Here is a 16,737-nt window from a genome sequence, read left to right on the forward strand (position 1 = left end):
GAGCCGTCCCCCGGCCCACCAGAAGTTTTAAATTCCAACACTTTGTGCCCGGAACCGATGCTCGAGCTCGTCGCGTTCGCTGTCGGTGGCGCGTGCGTCCTCGCACTGTTCGCGATCATGGTGGTGACGTTCGTCTCGGACGTCAGGCTCTGGCCACCAGGCGACGACGACCGCAAGTTCAAGCTGTACGTGACGTTCTCGCGGACGTTCCTCCTCGCGTTCCTCGCGACGACCGCACTCGACTGGGGCGGCACCTGGCTCCCGGTGTCGGGCGTCGCTCGGGACGCCCCGGGCGCCCTCTTGCTCGTCGCCGGCGTCGCGCTCCTCCTCAAGTCCGGGAAGGACCTCGGTGGAGACGCGACGAAGGGCCAGGCAGACGAGTTGCAGACCGACGGCCTCTACCGGTACTCGCGGAACCCCCAGAACCTCGCGTACCTCGTCTTCTTCGCCTCGCTCGCCGTGCTCTCGAACTCGACGCTCGTCGCCGCCCTCGCCGCTGGCGCGACCGCGTTCATGCTGCTGCAGGCCGTCGTCGAGGAGCCCTGGCTCCGCGAGACCTACGGCGAGGCGTACCTCGCATACCGCGAGCGCGTCCCCCGCTTCGTCGGCCTGCAGTCGGTCACGCGCGCCGTCGCGACGCTCCGCGACTGACCGACCCGTCCTCGCGACCGACAGCAGCGACCGCCCGGCGCGTCCCGTGCTCGCGAGTGTCAGTACGAGATTATCTCCTTGGCACGCGTATTCCCGCGCATGAGTCCCCGTGCACCTCACACCTCCAGTTCCATCGACCGCCGGCGCTTCCTCGCCGGAACCGCGACCATCGGCGCGGTCGCGCTCGCCGGGTGCATCTCGACGAGCGCCGGTATCTCGAACGGCTCGAAGTCGGCGCTGTACGCCGTCCCCGAGGGTCGCTCGCTTCGCGTCGTCGCCGAGAACGGCGACGTGCGCGTGCTCGCCGACGACAGCCTCGACCGCGTGAAGGTGCGGTCGACCGTCGCGTCGAACGGCCTCGGGAACCCGCTGGACAGCGCGCCCGTCGAGACCGCCATCGAGAACGACCGGTACGTGATTCACGCGCGAGCGGAGCGCGACGGGTTCCTCGGCGGACGCGTCAGCCACGACGTCGAGGTCCGCGTCCCCGCCGGGGTCCGCGTCGACCGCGTCGAAACCGCGAACGGGCGCGTCCACGTCTCCGGCGTCGCGGGCGACGTCCACGCGTCCTCGCGGAACGGCGACGTCGCGGCGTCGAGCGTCGACGGCGTCGTCAGCCTGGAGTCCGAGAACGGCGACGTCACCGCGAGCGCGACTCGCGGCGTCGCGGAGGCGAGGACGGGGAACGGCGACGTCCTCGTCGACCTGGTCGCGCTCGACCGCGACGCGACGCTCCGCTCGGGGAACGGCGACGTCACCGTCAGGGTCGACCCCGCGCTCGCTGCACGCGTCGACCTCTCGACCGACAACGGCCGCGTCCGCGTCGTCGACGTCGCGGTCGACGCGGACGTCGACGAGCGCCGGCACGTCCGGGGTCGCATCGGCGACGGCACCCACCGCATCACCGCACGCACCGGGAACGGCGACGTCCGCCTCGAAGCGTACTGACGTCACCGGCTCGCCCGGCTTGCCGTCCGTTCAGGCCTCCGCACGTAGTTCAGCGAGCGGGCGCGCCGCGTCGCGCGGTGGGGCGTCGAACGCGTCCGGCCAGAGCATCGCGGCGACGTGCTCGACGGTGTCGACGATACGCGGGCCGGGCCGGTTCGCGTAGTGGTGGCCGTCGAGCGCCCACGTCCGCCCTGACTCGACCGCGGTGAGGTCACTCCAGCCGTCGTGCCCGGTGAGCGCGTCCAGGTCGCGTGCGGTCTGGTCGAGCCCGAACCCGCAGGGTGCCGCGATGGCGACCTCCGGGTCGTACTCGCGGACCTCCTCGAACTCGCGTGGCCGCGCCGATTCGCCGGGGTCGACCATCCCGTACTTGCCACCCGCCGCCTCGACCACGTCCGGCATCCAGTGCCCCGCGACCATCACGGGGTCGAGCCAGTCGAAGATGGCGACGCGCGGACGCTCCTTGTCCGTCTCCTCGCAGTGGGTCGCGACGCGCTCGCGGACTCCCTCGACGCGCTCGCGGAGCCCCGTTGCGACCTCGCGGGCCTCGGCCTCGCGACCGACCGCCGCGCCGACGCGCTCGACGTCACCGACGACGTCCTCGAGCCGATGCGGGTCGGTCGTCACGACCTCGGGGTTCGCGTCGATGCGCTCGACGGCGTCCTCCACCAGCACCGAATCGACCGCGCACACGTCACAGATACCCTGCGTCACCACGACGTCCGGGTCCAGGTCGTCGAGGACGTCCACGCGGATGCCGTAGACGCCCTCGCCCGACGATTCCGCCTCGGCGACCTGCGCGTTGATCTCGGCGCTGTCGGCCTCCGGGTCGACGTTCGCGTAGTTCACCGCCGGCAGCTCCGCTGCCTCGGGTGGATAGTCGCACTCGTGACTGACGCCGACGGGCTCGACCCCCACGGCGTACAGTATCTCCGTCGCCGACGGCAGCAACGACACGACGTTCATGCCCGCGATTTGGACGTGGAGTCACAAAACGCCACGCGTTCGCACGTCCCCGGGATCAACGCCAGCGTGCCGCCGCGTCACCGCGTCAGGCCGACTGCCTCGCGGAGTGCGTCACCGCGTCAGGCCGACTGCCTCGCGGAGTGCGTCATCGCGTCAGGCCGATGACGCTGAACGCGAGGCCCGCGACGACGAGCGGCCAGAGGTCGGGGAGGACGACGCCGACGAGGCTGACGTGGATACCGAACAGGATGAGCTTCGGGCCGGTGAGCAGGCGCTCGTCGGCGCGCTCGGCCTTCGCGGCGCGCACCCGGGAGAGCGGGGACTCACCGGCGCGCTCGGGCGAATCCGATGACGACTCTGCCATACGCCCCGTAGCGAGCGCGTGCTTATCAGTCTCCTCGTCGCGCTGCCCCGTACCGGACGGTGAGGAACGTGCGATCCCACAAGCACATCTCGTGGGTCGCGACGACTGCGTCCGCGCGGTCACCGTCCCGTCCATGCTCGCCGCCGAAGCCGCGGTCGACGGGGAGCGCTGCCGCGCGGTCGACGCCCGGCGCGGCCCTGTCACCGATTCCTCGGTCGGCCGATTCCGGGCCGGCGTCCGCTGGCCACACGCGGAACCGCTGGTGGGCCGGGAGCCGGTAGTCCGCGTTCCTGGTCGACCAGAACAGCCCCGGATGGCCCGGTGCGCGCGTCGTCAGGTCGACGCCGACGGCGTCGCGGTCGGCGAGCGCGAGCGCTCGCGGTTCGAGGACGGTCGAGAGCGTTCCGCCAGGGAGCGGGACCGCGACGTTCACGTACCGCCGGCCGTCGTGGACGTGCGACCCGTAGACGGCGACGAACACCGCCTCGCCGGTGTCGACGTCCGTTCGAATCCAGAATCGCGTGTCCTCGCGCGGGTCGACCACGTCCGCTGCAGCGGCGGCGTCCTCGTCGAACGCGTACAGGTCGCTCTCGACCACGCGGACGCGACCACGCTCGCGGGGACCGGGGAGGTTCAGCTGTTCGACGGCGCTCGTCACCGGCGCAGCGAGCGCCGCCCCTGCGCGGAACGGGCGATGCCACTCGGCGCTGACGGTCATCCGGTACTCGCTCGTGCGCTCGTAGAACCGCCGGACTGCGGGCGCGACCCGCGAGATATCGAAGCCGTCGCGAGCGAACGCGTCCAGGTCGTCCAGCTCGCCGCCGACGCGGTCGCCCGCGAGCCCCGACCGCTCGTGGAAGTCCGCGCCGACGCGACCGCGCGAGCGGACGCGAGCCAGCGGGACGTCGTCGACGCGCGCCGCCGCCATGCGACGCCGACCGACCGCGGCGAGCGCCACGCCGACCGCGAGCGCGACCCCACCAGCGACCGCGCGACGTCCGTCCATGTCCTCGCGTCCGCCCCACGAACCCAAAAGCGGGCGGGAACCGGCGACGACCCGCCAGTCTTTAAGAGGCGTCCGGGAGTGGTCTCGCGCATGAAGCGCATCATCAGCACGGACGACGCACCGGAAGCGGTCGGCGCGTACAGTCAGGCGACGACGAACGGCGACCTCGTGTTCACCGCCGGCCAGATCCCGATGACGCCCGACGGCGAACTCCTCGACGACGAGGACATCACGACGCAGACCCGTCAGAGCCTCGAGAACGTCCAGGGCATCCTCGAAGAGGAGGGTCTCACCATGGAGGACGTCCTCAAGGCGACCGTGTTCCTCGCGGACATCGACGACTTCGACGAGATGAACGCCGCGTACAAGGAGTACTTCGTCGACAACCCGCCGGCGCGCTCGGCGGTCCAGGCTGGCGCGCTCCCGAAGGGCGTCGGCGTCGAGATCGAGGTCATCGCCTCCGAGTGATGGACGCGCGGACGAAGTCCGCACTCCTCTGGGGTGCCGTCGCCGCGCTCACGTTCCTCGTCCTCCACCAGGGGTACGTCCTCCTCGGGAACACCGGCATCGGGCTCCTCCCCGCCGTCGGCGTCGCCGTCGTGGTCGGCGTCGTCGCGACGGGCGCGAGCTACGTCGGGGAACGCAGACTCCGTTCCCGCGAGTAGCGAACTGGACCCGCGGCGACCGCCCGCATCGCTCGTCGGCAGCCACAACGTTTTCCACGCGAACGCGAATCTGTCACCGAGTGAGAAGCGCTGCCCTCGTCTCTTTCGTCGTCCTGCTCGTCGTCGCAACGCCGCTCGGTGCCGTCGCCGGCGGCGCTGCCGCTGCCGGCGCGAACGCGAGCTCGCCGTCAGCGGGTGGTCCGTCGGTCGATACCGTGGACCGACCAGGGAACGAGTCGACGCCGCTGGTCGAACAGACCGTCACGTACCGGCGGACCCCTGCGAACGAGAGCTTCGTCGAGGTCACGTACGCGTTCGAGGTGCACGAGTCCGTCGAGGAGCTCTGCGTGAACGTGCAGCGCGACGGCGTCGAGCTCGTCGAGAGCGACCACATGTACCACTACGCCGGGGACTACGACTGCGAGTACGCGTGGGACACGTTCCCCGAATCGGGCGAGGTCGGGACGCCGAGCGTGACGCTACGCGTGCCGACGACCGACCGCCGCGAGACCGGGTACGACTTCGTCGAGCGCGACGACTGGGCGCTCGTCTACGCGCCCCTGGAGACGACGTACCGGACCGACACCGGGAACCACCCGACGCCCGTCGCGAACGCGTCGGACCCACGGACGACGGCGAACGCGTCGTTCTTCCGAACCGGCGTGGCGAGCGACGGCATCCTCTACTTCGGCGCGGCGACCGTCGAGTCCTGGGCCGCGGGCGGCGAGACGGTCAGGCTCGTGGTGCCGTCCCGGACGTCCGTGGACGTGCCGGCGGTTCGGGCGACCGTCGAGGCCGCGGCGCAGAACCTCTCGATCGGCGACCGCGAGGGGACGATGACGCTGTTCGCCGCACCCGACCCGATCCGCGGTGGCGGTCAGGCGTTCTGGACCGACGTCGCGTGGGTGCACGAGGACGCCGAAGCGGGCGACGCGCACAACGTCTGGGTGCACGAGTACGTCCACACGCGGCAACGATGGCAGCTCGACGAGCGCGTCGCATGGCTCACCGAGGGGAGTGCGGAGTACTACGCCGCGCTCGCGTCGTACCGCCAGGGGTCGCTGTCGTTCGAGGGGTTCTACGACCACGTGGCGACGGACCACGGGAACGACGTCGTGCTCGCGAACCCGGACGCGACGGGCTGGGGGACGGCGACGTACACGAAGGGCCGTCGCGTGCTCGCGGCACTCGACCGGAAGGTCCGGCTCGCGACCGACGGGAACCGGACGGTCGCTGACGTCCTCTACCTCGTGAACCGCCACGACGGCGAGGTGACCTACGGGGAGTTCCAGGAGATGGTCGAGCGCGTCGCAGGCACGTCGTTCGACCCGTGGCTCGACCGCCACGTGACGACGGACGCAGCACCGGGTGTCGCGTACAGGTCCGGGTGGCTGACGCCCGCACCATCGGACCGCGACGCCGACAACGATGGCGCGAACGAGTCCGTCGAGAAGGCGCGCTGGCTGGACCCGTTCGACGCGGACACGGACGGCGACGGCCTCGACGACGGCCGCGAGGTCGCCACCGGGACGAGTCCGGTCGAATCGGACACGGACGACGACGGCGTCTCGGACCGCGCGGAACTGGTGTTCGGCGAGACGGACCCGACGGTCGCGGACACCGACGGCGACGGCCTCGACGACGGAACCGAGCGCTACGACTCCACGTTGAACGGGACGCTCGCAGACACGGACGACGACGGGCTGAACGACAGCGCGGAACTCCAGGCCGGCACCGACCCCTCCGTTCGCGATACGGACGACGACGGCCTCGCCGACGGCCGCGAAGTCACGACCGGAACGAACGCGACGGTCGCGGACACCGACGGTGACGGACTGGACGACGGCGCGGAACTCCAGGCCGGCACCGACCCGACCGTCGCGGACACCGACGGCGACGGGCTCGACGACGCCACCGAGGTCGACGGCGCGACCGACCCGACGGCCGCGGACACCGACGGCGACGGGCTCGACGACGCCACCGAGGTCGACGGCGCGACCGACCCGACGGCCGCGGACACCGACGACGACGGGCTCGTCGACGGCGAGGACCCGAACCCGACCCGCCCGCGGACGACCACCGCCTCGACCCCGAGCGACGACGGCCCGACGCCCGGGTTCGGCGCCACGACCGCACTCGCCGTCCTCCTGACGCTCGCACTGGTGGCATCCCGCCGGACCCGCTAACCGCCCGAAGCGGAAACAAAGCCCTTAAATTACCGAGTCCGGTATCCTCGAACGGAGCCAGGATGGCCGAACGGTAAGGCGCACGCCTGGAAAGCGTGTTCCCATTCGGGATTCAGGGTTCGAATCCCTGTCCTGGCGCTTCTACCGCAGCAATCGAGCGAGGAGCGACAGCGACGAGCGAGTCGCTGCGATAGAAGCGTTCGATGGCAGGGATTTGAATCAGGGAGCAGAACGAGCGACGCGAGTGGGTAAGCAGCCGACTGCTTTTATTCCACCTAATACGTTTGATATAAGTATATTTAGACACACATTGAAGTCGTGGCGGGCAACTACGTTCGTCGGACGGTAATCACTCGATTGGCGGTTTCCGACGAGCAACGCGACCTTCTCGAAGAGACGATTTCTGAGTGGAAGCGTGTTTGTCAGATCGCCACCGACAAGGCATGGAACGTATGTAACGCAAAGAGTGACGTCCAGCCACTCGCGTACGACGACGTACGCGAACAAACCAGCCTCGGGAGTCAACACGCGGTTCTCGCCACTCATCAAGCTGCCCAAGCAATCACTGGCTGCATCGAACGTCGGGGCGAAGGGGAGAGCGTTAGCAAACCTACTTTCACCGCCCCTACGGTGACGTACGATACCCGAACGATGACGCTTTTCGACGACGAGACAGTCTCGCTATCGACTACAGAGAGCCGCGTTCGGTGTGAATTGGTGCTTCCGGAGATCGACGAGGGCTATCAGCAACAATATCTTGACTCTGAGGAGTGGCAAGCGACCGAGAGTACGCTTACAATCGGGAATGACGATACCGTACTGCTGCATCTCGGACTTCGACGCCCGAAGACAGACGCTGAACGTGACACTGCCGAGGACGGGACGGTTCTCGGGGTGGACCTCGGCGTCGAGAACATCGCCGTTACCAGCACGGCTCGGTTCTTCTCCGGTCGAAACTTGAACCACAGGCTCCGCCAGTTCGAGAAGACTCGCGGCGGACTCCAGCGAACAGGGACCCGGAGCGCTCATCGAACGCTCCGAGAGGCTAGCGGCCGACAGCTCCGACACATACGTGGAAGAATGCACGAGGTGGCGAACGGACTCGTCGCAGAGGCCATCCGGTACGACTGTGACCTCATCGTGTTCGAGGACCTGACCGAAATCCGAGAGAATACGAATGCGGCTTGGGGACACAAGTGGGCGTTCTCGGAGCTCTACGAGAAAGTGGATTACAAGGCCGAACAAGCCGGTATTACCGTGAAGCAAGTCGGTGCATCCTACACGTCGAAACGGTGTTGTGAGTGTGGGTTCACTGCCGGCGAGAATCGACCGACTCGCACCGAGTTCTGTTGTCAGAAATGCGGTTCTGAGGCGAACGCGGATTACAATGCAGCGAAGAATATCGGCTTGCGGTACGTCCGTCGAGGCCAACAGTCGTCTCGACGGACGGGCGACAGTCAACTCGCCCTGAAGTCTGGAACGATGACGCCAAGCGACGGATTCATTCCCCACCCGGAAGGGTTCGAGGCCGAGTTCACGGACAAGCCTCATCGGCAAGAAGCGAACCCACCAGGGTAACAGCGGGCCCGATGGGGTCGTTGATATCCCTGTCCTGGCGTTTCTACCGCAGCAGTCGAGCGAGGAGCGATGGGTGTGTCGGTGGGAGGATGCGAGGGGAGGTCGGGTCGTCGGTGTGTGGGGTTCGTTTTTGTTGGGTGTTGAGTGGGATTCGAGTTATACGACCGGGCGGCGGTGCGGTCTGTTGTTCATGGGGCCGATAGGTCTATCTGCGCACACGTGGTCGGGGTGGGTAACGGATGACCGAGTCGGTATTGGAGGTGGCGAAGCGGCGGGCTGACGTGCTGGATCTGTTGCGTGATGGGCCGTTCGATAAGCGTGCGCTGGTGGATCGTGTGGGGTCGTCGCGGTCGACGGTGGATCGGGCGACGAAGGAGTTGGCGTCGAAGGGGTTGATCCGGCGGTTGAATGGGTCGTTCGAGACGACGGTGACGGGGGTGTTGGCGCTGGATATCGTGCTCGAGTGCGAGCGGTCGGCGACGGCGTTGGAGCGGTCGGCGGCGGCGCTGGAGCCGTTGTGGAAGGAGTCGCCGTTGTCGGTGGCGTTCCTCCGGGGAGCGGATCGTGCGTTGGTGGGGGACGTGGCGGGGTTCGACGTGCGGGCGGGGGTGCGTGCGGCGTTCGAGCGTGCGTCGTCGGTTCGAGCGGTCGTGCCGGACGTGTCGAGCGTGGAGCACTTGGAGGTGCTGTACGCGCAGGCGGTCGAGGGGGAGACGACGGTGGAGTTGGTGTGTTCGGAGGCGTTGTTCGACGCGCTCGTGGAGTCGTACTCGGGGTGGTTGCATGGGATGGTGGTGGATGGTGGGGCGTCGGTCGGGACTGCGGCGGTGCCGGAGTTCGCGTTGTTCGTGAGTGACCTCGGGACCCATCGGGTGGCGCAACTGGTCGTGTACGACGACGGTCGGCCGCACGCGGTTCTGCGGAACGAGAGCGACGAGGCGCTCGCGTGGGCGGACGAGTGCGTGGATGCGTGTGCGGCGAGGGCGACCGACCGGACGGAGGACGTCCGGGACCTCCCGGAGACGTCGTCGTTCGCGGGCGTCGATGGGTCGGGGCCGGTGCTCGGTGAGCGCGCTGCGGCCGCGACGGCGCCGGCGGACCTGGGTGAGGGCGAGCCGGCGAGCGGGTCCCTCCTCGGTGCGGGGTATGCGGTCGACGGCGGGCGGTTGCGGACGCCGGCGTTCGGCGCGGAGGGTGCGGCGACGGTCGCGTGCTGGGTGCGGCCGACGGGGTCGCTCTCGACGTGGCAGGTCGTCGTGAAGTGGGACGACCTCGCGCTGGCGTTGCGGCGCGAGCGGTTCTTCGGGCAGCTTTACGACCGCGACGCGGAGCGGGCGCGTGCGGCGGTGAGCGTCCCTGCGAGCACGCTGACCGTGGACGCCTGGCAGCACGTCGCGTACGTCGTCGACGGTGAGACCGCGCGTCTCTACGTCGACGGCGAGGTCGTCGGCGAGACCAGGGACTCGTATCCGGTCGCGCTCGACCCCATCGGTGCGGCGGTCGGCTATCACTACGTCGACCGCGACCAGGGCGTTCACACGCCCGATTTCGAGGGGCAGCTCGCGGACGTCCGGTTCTACGACGCCGCGCTCGACGCCGACGCGGTCGAGGGTCTCTACCGGACGACCGCGCCGTCCCGCGGGCCGGCGTCGCGCTGACCGGCTGCCATCTCCCGTGGTCGCGTATCGAGAACTGTCCTGCTGCAAGCGCTTTTTACGCCGTAGGTCGAGGTACGTGTCGTGTTCCGCGAGTTCGCCTCGGACGATGGAGCGACCGGTGGCGCGAGCGTCTGCGCCGTCGGCGTGGACGTCTCCGGGTTGCTTCCCGCGTTCGACGTGAACGCGGTCGCGGACGTGGACGCGGTGGTGACGGCGGCCGCGGTCGGCGTCGTCGACTGCGTCGTCGTCGGCTCGGACCCGCCGACTGCGTCGCTCTCGGGGTTCGTCGACGCGGTCGACGAGGTCGCCAAGCGGGTTCCCGTGGTCGTCGTCACGCACGGTGGCGACGGGGCGGTCGCGGACGCGCTCGCCGCTGGCGCCGACGAGGTCGTGGACGTGACGCGCGCTGACGCTGGCGACGTGCTCGCGCATCGCGTGCATCGTGCGGTCGAGTACGCGGGCTCTCGGCGTGCGCTCGGGAAGGCCGAGGAGTTCTTCGAGCAGGCGCTGGACTCGATGATGGACGCGTTCTACGTGTTCGACGAGACGGGGCGGTGTCGGTACTGGAACTCGGCGTTCGCGGACGTCACGGGACTCTCGGACGCGGAGCTCGAGGGGCGTCCGGCGCCGGATTTCGTGGTGAACGCGGACCGCGAACGAATCGCGCGCGCCATCGCAGTCATCCTGGAGACGGGTGCGGCGACGGTGGAGGTCGACCTGGAGACCGCCACGGGCGACGCGGCGCCCTACGAGTTGACGGGGACGCGACTCACGGACGCGGACGGGGACGTCATCGGGTTCTGTGGCGTCGGCCGGGACGTCTCCGGTCGGGAGCGCCGTGAGCGCGAGCTCCGCCGGCAGGCCGAGCAGTTGTCGGTCCTGAACCGCGTGCTCCGGCACGACATCCGGACGACGGCGAACATCGTCGCGGGGTACGCGGAGACGCTCCCGGACCACCTCTCGGCGGCCGACGAGATCGCGGAGGCGGCCCACGACCTGGTGGCGCTCGGGGAGCGCGCTCGCGAACTGGAGCGCGCGTTCGAGACGGACGTGACGAAGAAGCCGTTCGACCTCGGCGCGCACCTCCGGCGGACCGTCGACGACCTCGAGGACACGTACGACGCGACGTTCTCGACGTTCGCGCCGAACGCGCTCTGGGTGTCGGTGAGCGACCGCGTCCCGTTCGTGTTCGAGAACGTCCTGGAGAACGCGGCCGAGCACAACGAGGGCGACACGCAACGGGTGGACGTCGTCGCGCGCGAGGAGCATCCCAGGGACGGCGGGCCGTGGGCGGTCGTCGAGGTACACGACGACGGCCCGGGCATCCCGGAGCACGAGCGCGAGGTGTTCGACGCGACCGCGGAGACGCCGCTGAGTCACAGCGACGGCCTCGGGCTCTGGCTCGTGAACTGGCTCGTCGAGGACGAGGGTGGGACGGTCACGGTCGACACTGGCCCCGAGGGGACGGTCGTCGTCGTGCGACTGCCGCTCGCGGACGAGGACGACCGCCGCGCGTGAGCACCGCCAGTGCCGGGGATTCGCGTCAGTGCCGGGGACTCGCGGGTTCGGCGACGGTGCGCATATGCACGCGCCGACCGAACGGGGGAGTATGTGTGGTCGATACACGCTGACGGTCGAGGCCGGCGACCTCGCGGAGCGCTTCGGCGTGCAGGTTCCGGACGACTACGAGAAGCGGTACAACGCGGCACCGCGACAGTCCCTGCCCGTCGTCCGGACGGGCGTCGACGTCGACCCCGAGCACGCGCCCGAGGACGTTCGGGACGCGGGCGACCGAGGACGCGAGTTCGCGTTCGCCGAGTGGGGACTGGTGCCGTCGTGGGTGGGCGAACCCGACGACGCGAACCGCCCCATCAACGCGCGCTCGGAGACGGTCCGCGAGAAGCGGTCGTTCCGCGACGCCTTCGAGCGTCGGCGCTGCCTCGTCCCCGCGGACGGCTTCTACGAGTGGGTCGAGCGCGGCGGCGGGAAGCAACCGTACCGCGTCACGCTCGCCGACGAGTCCGTGTTCGCGATGGCCGGCCTCTACGAGGTCTGGGAGGGCGAGGTCGCGCAGTCGAGTCTCGCCGCGTTCGGCGCCGACGGCGACGACGACCGGCGGCGGCGCGTCGAGTCCTTCACCGTCCTGACGACTGAACCGAACGACGTCGTCGCCGACCTCCATCATCGCATGGCCGTCGTCCTCGACCGCGAGGACGAGACGACGTGGCTCCACGGCGACCCCGACGAGGCGCAAGCGCTCCTGGAACCGTACGACGGCGCGATGCGCTCGTACCCGGTATCGACCGCCGTCAACGACCCGGGGAACGAGTCCCCAGGGCTGCTGGAGGCCGTCGACGTCTGACCCCGCCCGGGCGTCCCGGGGCCCGGAGCGGGAGCGCGACGCGACTGGCGTTCACGACCGCCACGCGACTGGCGTTCACGACCGCCACGCGACTGGCGTTCACGACCGCCGTCTGAGTTTCGGGCGGCCGTCGGGGACGACGTACGTGGCGAGTTCGCGGCGGGTTGCGTCGGGACTGTTCTCGCTGGCGTCGACCGCGTACGCCGTGTAGGTGGCTTCCGCGTCGGTGAACTCGACGACGGCGTAGCCGTGTTCGTGCCAGTTCACGAACGACAGGTGCTCGTTCTCCTCGCGAACGAGGTCGTGGAGGTCCGTCCGGTCCCACCACGAGCGGTCGCTGAAGACGTCCGCGGCGTTCGTGCTGCTCACGGCGGGCGCGAGGAACTCCACGCCGACGCGCGGGCCGCGGTCGCCGCGCCCGAACTCGCCGTAGTGCGCGTGCTGGACGCCGGCCATCGCGCAGTGGAGGTCGCCCGTGAGCGTCACGAAGTTCCGCGGGCCGCGCCGGCGGAGGTGCCGCATGAGCCGGTGACGTTCGTGCTGGAAGCCGTCCCAGGCGTCGTGGAGGAACTCTATCTGGTTCCAGCCCTCGCCCTGCGTGAGTGGCATCGTCAGGACCTCGTTCAGCCAGACCGTCCACGTCGCCGTCGAGTTCGCGGTCCACTCCTTCCACCAGCGTCGCTGTTCGCGACCGAGCATCGTTCGCCCTCGTGCATCCTCTTCGAAACACCAGACGACGCGACCTTCCTCACACGGCGGGCCGTCGCGGAACAGGCGCTCGTCGGTGACCGCGAGGTCGACGAGGTCACCGAACTGGACGCGCCGCCAGAGCCGGAGCTGGTCGTGGAGGTGGTCGGCGTCCGGGTCGTAGTCGACGCGCATCGGCATGTGCTCGACCCACGCCTGGATGCCGTTCGCGGTGAGATCCATCGCGAACTCGGGGTCTCTCCCGCGGCGTTTGGCGGGCAGCACCGGTGCGTCCGTCACGTAGTCCCAGTAGCGGTTGTTCCCGATCTCGTGGTCGTCCCAGCCCGCGACGAGCGTGTGTCGTTCGAGCGTCGATTGGAGGAACCGGTCGCGCTTGTACTGGTTGTAGAGGTACCGGAAGTCGTCGAGGGTCTCGGCGAGCGGTCGGCCGCTCGGGAGCGACAGGGCGCGGTCGTCGGGCACGCGCCGTCCGGGCGTCGTGTACTGACCGTTCGCGGACTCGTAGATGAAGTCCCCGAGGTGCAGGACGTAGTCGACGTCCTCCTCGGCGATGTGGTGGAACGCACCGTAGTACCCGTTCTGGTAGTCCTGACAGGAGACGACGGCGACCCTGAGCGAGTCGGGGGTCGCGTCTGGTTCCGGGAGCGTCCGCAGTCGCCCAGTTCGCGTCGGCGTGCCGTCGTACACGAACCGGTAGTAGTAGTACGAGTCCGCGGCGAGTTCGCCGTCGAGGTCGACCTGAACGACGTGGTCGTGGCGTGCGGAGAACCGGCCGTCGGGAACGACCCTCGAGACGACGGCGTCGTCGAAGTCCGGGTCGGACGCGACCTGGCACACGAGCGTCCCGTTGCGCGCTGCGGCCGCGGGCGAGAGGCGCGTCCAGACGATGGCGCCCGAGGGCGTCGGCCCGCCACTCATCACGGACTGCGGGAACACGGCGTCCGTGTCGGTGCTCGCGTCCACGTCGAGCGTGCCCGCCTCGCGCCGGGCGAGGTCGGCCGCAGCGACCGGCTGGACGATGTCGCGATTGCCGAGGATCGCCGCGAGGCCACCGCCGACCGTCGCGGCCGCGACCGACCTGAGAAATCGACGTCGCCCACCGCGCCCATCAGACGACCACACCCCGTCGTCCGCCGACGCCGTGGTCCGATCCTCGTCGCCGCGGCCGGTCCCCGTATCCTCGTCGCCACAGCCGGTCCCTGGGTCCATCGCGTCTGGCGTGGCACGCCAGCGAGATAGTTATCGACTGGTTTGTTCGCGCACGGGACCCGACAAGCGGTGACTGTCGAACGGAAACGCGCCCGTATACGCAGACAGCGCCGCCGGACCGCCCGCAACGCCCTCCTCGACGAGACGTCGGTCAGGCGGTCGTTACGAGTTACCGGACTAGAGTTCGTAGTGCTCGACGAGTTCGGCCTCGCCGTCGGAGGTCGTGGACTCGGCGGGGTTCTCGCGCTCGGTGGCATCGCTGTTCTCCTCGACGTCGACGCCCCACGCGGCGTAGCGCGCCTCGTCGCGCGTGAACTCGACGACCGCGTAGCCGTGGTCGAGGGAGTTCAGGAACTGGATGTGCTCGTCGTTGTCCATCGCGAGGTCCTCGACGACTTCGGCGTCCCAGTCGCCGGGGAAGTCGACGACGACTGGTCTCGTCCGCGTCGTCGCTGTCGGTCGCATCCTCGTCGTCGTTGCTGGGCGTCGGGTCGTCGCCTGTCGTGTGGCTCGCGGATCTTCGGGGTCGCACGACACCCGCGACAGGAGTACTTAAACTACCGGATACGGACGCCATCGGCACGTCTCGAAGCTTGGTAACACTCGACACACTAACCTACGTATACCGCCACCGTACTGCGTTTTACATCGTCACTCACGAACAGCCGGAGTTGATGGCAGAAATCGTATGTGCAACCTTTATTACGAATCACAATCATAGATTCGGGTACAATGAGTCAGCGAATGGCCCAAGGCCAGCCCATGATCGTAATGTCGGACGAATCCCAGCGCGTCAAGGACAAGGACGCGCAGGAGTACAACATCTCCGCGGCTCGCGCCGTCGCGGAGGCCGTCCGCTCCACACTCGGCCCGAAAGGGATGGACAAGATGCTCGTCGACTCGATGGGCGACGTCACCATCACGAACGACGGCGTCACCATCCTCAAGGAGATGGACATCGACAACCCGACGGCCGAGATGATCATCGAGGTCGCCGAAACGCAGGAGGACGAGGCCGGTGACGGCACCACGACCGCCGTCGCAGTCGCGGGCGAACTCCTCAAGAACGCCCAGGACCTCCTCGAGCAGGACATCCACCCGACGGCCATCATCAAGGGCTTCCACCTCGCGAGCCAGCAGGCTCGTACCGAGGTCGACGACATCGCAGAGCACGTCGAACCCGACGACGAGGCGCTCCTCCAGAAGGTCGCCGAGACGTCCATGACCGGCAAGGGCGCGGAACTCGACAAGGAGCACCTCGGCCGGCTCATCGTCGACGCCATCCAGCAGGTCGCCGTCGACACCGAGGGTGACGAGACGCTCGTCGACATGGACTTCCTGAAGATCGAGACGCAGACGGGCCGCTCCGCGAGCGAGAGCGACCTCCTCAAGGGCGCCGTCATCGACAAGGACCCCGTTCACGACGACATGCCCAAGAGCGTCGGTGACGCGGACGTCCTCCTCCTCAACGAGGCCGTCGAGGTCGAGGAGGCGAACGTCGACACCGAGGTCAACGTCACGGACCCGAGCCAGCTCCAGCAGTTCATCGAGCAGGAGGAAGCCCAGCTCAAGCAGAAGGTCGAGCAGATCATCGACACGGGCGCTGACGTCGTCTTCTGCCAGAAGGGCATCGACGACATGGCCCAGCACTACCTCGCGAAGGAAGGCATCCTCGCCGTCCGTCGCGTGAAGAAGTCCGACATGGAGTTCCTCTCCGAGATCGTCGACGGTGCGGTCGTCAGCGACCTCGACGACGTCGACCCGGCTGACATCGGGCACGCCGACGTCGACCGCGACGACGCCGACGAGCTGTTCTACGTCACGGGCGACGAGAACGCACACGGCGTGACGCTCCTCCTCCGCGGCTCCACGCAGCACGTCGTCGACGAACTCGAGCGTGGCGTCACGGACGCGCTGGACGTCGTCGCGTCGACCGTCCGCGACGGCCGCGTCGTCGCCGGCGGTGGCGCAATCGAGGTCGAGGTCGCGAACCGCCTCCGCGATTACGCCGACTCCGTCGAGGGACGCGAGCAGCTCGCCGTGGAAGCGTTCGCGGACGCGCTCGAACTCATCCCGCGCGTCCTCGCCGAGAACGCCGGTCTCGACAGCATCGACACGCTCGTCGAGCTCCGCGCGGCACACGAGAACGGCCAGCACCGCGCCGGCCTGAACGTCTTCAGCGGCGACGTCGAGGACACGTTCGAGTCCGGCGTCGTCGAGCCCGCGCACGCGAAGGAGCAGGCGCTGACGTCTGCCACCGAGGCCGCGAACCTCGTCCTCAAAATCGACGACATCATCTCCGCCGGCGACCTGTCGACGGACAAGGGCGACGACGAAGGCGGCGCTGGCGGCGGCATGGGCGGCATGGGCGGCATGGGTGGCATGGGCGGCGCGATGTGAACTCCGGTCAGGTAACTTCACACCCCACCACTCGGC

At 68.9% G+C, this 16,737-nt stretch carries 15 protein-coding genes and 1 tRNA gene; 11 read left to right on the forward strand and 5 right to left on the reverse strand.

All coding sequences use genetic code 11. From position 1 onward, the window contains the following. Window positions 1-57 precede the first annotated feature (57 nt). Window positions 58-651, forward strand: coding sequence for a methyltransferase family protein (locus LI336_RS07825; protein WP_227132499.1), 594 nt, complete (start codon window positions 58-60; stop codon window positions 649-651). A 99-nt stretch (window positions 652-750) separates the two neighbouring features. Next, window positions 751-1,599 carry a DUF4097 family beta strand repeat-containing protein gene (locus LI336_RS07830; protein WP_227132501.1) on the forward strand — a complete coding sequence of 283 codons (849 nt, stop codon included), beginning with the start codon at window positions 751-753 and terminating at the stop codon, window positions 1,597-1,599. A 30-nt stretch (window positions 1,600-1,629) separates the two neighbouring features. On the opposite strand, the gene LI336_RS07835 is transcribed toward LI336_RS07830, so the two are convergent. The 3 genes from LI336_RS07835 to LI336_RS07845 form a co-directional block, all read right to left on the reverse strand. Beyond that, complete coding sequence (locus LI336_RS07835; protein ID WP_227132502.1) at window positions 1,630-2,565, reverse strand: ABC transporter substrate-binding protein; 936 nt, start codon at window positions 2,563-2,565, stop codon at window positions 1,630-1,632. 145 nt (window positions 2,566-2,710) lie between these two features. Beyond that, a complete protein-coding gene (locus tag LI336_RS07840; protein ID WP_227132504.1) occupies window positions 2,711-2,929 on the reverse strand; it encodes a hypothetical protein in 219 nt (72 codons plus the stop codon). A 25-nt stretch (window positions 2,930-2,954) separates the two neighbouring features. Next, complete coding sequence (locus LI336_RS07845) at window positions 2,955-3,935, reverse strand: hypothetical protein (protein ID WP_227132506.1); 981 nt, start codon at window positions 3,933-3,935, stop codon at window positions 2,955-2,957. Between the two features lie 90 nt (window positions 3,936-4,025). Between LI336_RS07845 and LI336_RS07850 the strand changes: the two genes are divergently transcribed. From LI336_RS07850 to LI336_RS07885, 8 genes are all read left to right on the forward strand, one after another. Further along, on the forward strand, window positions 4,026-4,403 hold the full coding sequence (locus LI336_RS07850; protein WP_227132508.1) for a Rid family detoxifying hydrolase: 378 nt from the start codon (window positions 4,026-4,028) through the stop codon (window positions 4,401-4,403). Further along, window positions 4,403-4,600, forward strand: coding sequence for a DUF7981 family protein (locus tag LI336_RS07855; protein WP_227132509.1), 198 nt, complete (start codon window positions 4,403-4,405; stop codon window positions 4,598-4,600). Before LI336_RS07850 ends, LI336_RS07855 begins: the two co-directional genes overlap by 1 nt. A gap of 80 nt (window positions 4,601-4,680) precedes the next feature. Continuing rightward, window positions 4,681-6,786 carry a PGF-CTERM sorting domain-containing protein gene (locus LI336_RS07860; protein WP_227132511.1) on the forward strand — a complete coding sequence of 702 codons (2,106 nt, stop codon included), beginning with the start codon at window positions 4,681-4,683 and terminating at the stop codon, window positions 6,784-6,786. A gap of 56 nt (window positions 6,787-6,842) precedes the next feature. After that, window positions 6,843-6,924 (forward strand) — tRNA-Ser (locus LI336_RS07865). A 180-nt stretch (window positions 6,925-7,104) separates the two neighbouring features. Beyond that, a complete protein-coding gene (locus LI336_RS07870; protein ID WP_227132512.1) occupies window positions 7,105-8,364 on the forward strand; it encodes an RNA-guided endonuclease InsQ/TnpB family protein in 1,260 nt (419 codons plus the stop codon). Between the two features lie 239 nt (window positions 8,365-8,603). Continuing rightward, window positions 8,604-10,022, forward strand: a complete 1,419-nt coding sequence (locus tag LI336_RS07875) for a LamG-like jellyroll fold domain-containing protein (protein ID WP_438267272.1) — start codon at window positions 8,604-8,606, stop codon at window positions 10,020-10,022. Window positions 10,023-10,103: 81 nt separating this feature from the next. After that, a complete protein-coding gene (locus LI336_RS07880) occupies window positions 10,104-11,540 on the forward strand; it encodes a PAS domain S-box protein (RefSeq protein ID WP_227132522.1) in 1,437 nt (478 codons plus the stop codon). Between the two features lie 91 nt (window positions 11,541-11,631). Beyond that, on the forward strand, window positions 11,632-12,384 hold the full coding sequence (locus LI336_RS07885; RefSeq protein WP_227132524.1) for an SOS response-associated peptidase: 753 nt from the start codon (window positions 11,632-11,634) through the stop codon (window positions 12,382-12,384). 99 nt (window positions 12,385-12,483) lie between these two features. On the opposite strand, the gene LI336_RS07890 is transcribed toward LI336_RS07885, so the two are convergent. Both LI336_RS07890 and LI336_RS07895 read right to left on the reverse strand, forming a co-directional pair. Further along, entirely contained in the window at window positions 12,484-14,301 is a 1,818-nt protein-coding gene (locus LI336_RS07890) for an alkaline phosphatase D family protein (protein ID WP_227132526.1), read from the reverse strand. Between the two features lie 177 nt (window positions 14,302-14,478). Beyond that, a complete protein-coding gene (locus LI336_RS07895; protein WP_227132528.1) occupies window positions 14,479-14,766 on the reverse strand; it encodes a hypothetical protein in 288 nt (95 codons plus the stop codon). A gap of 267 nt (window positions 14,767-15,033) precedes the next feature. On the opposite strand from LI336_RS07895, the gene thsB reads away from it, so the two are divergent. Further along, complete coding sequence (gene thsB, locus LI336_RS07900) at window positions 15,034-16,701, forward strand: thermosome subunit beta (protein WP_227132530.1); 1,668 nt, start codon at window positions 15,034-15,036, stop codon at window positions 16,699-16,701. Window positions 16,702-16,737: the final 36 nt, after the last annotated feature.

The organism is Halorubellus salinus (assembly GCF_020567525.1).
In the GTDB taxonomy this organism is placed as follows: Archaea; Halobacteriota; Halobacteria; order Halobacteriales; family Natrialbaceae; genus Halorubellus; species Halorubellus salinus.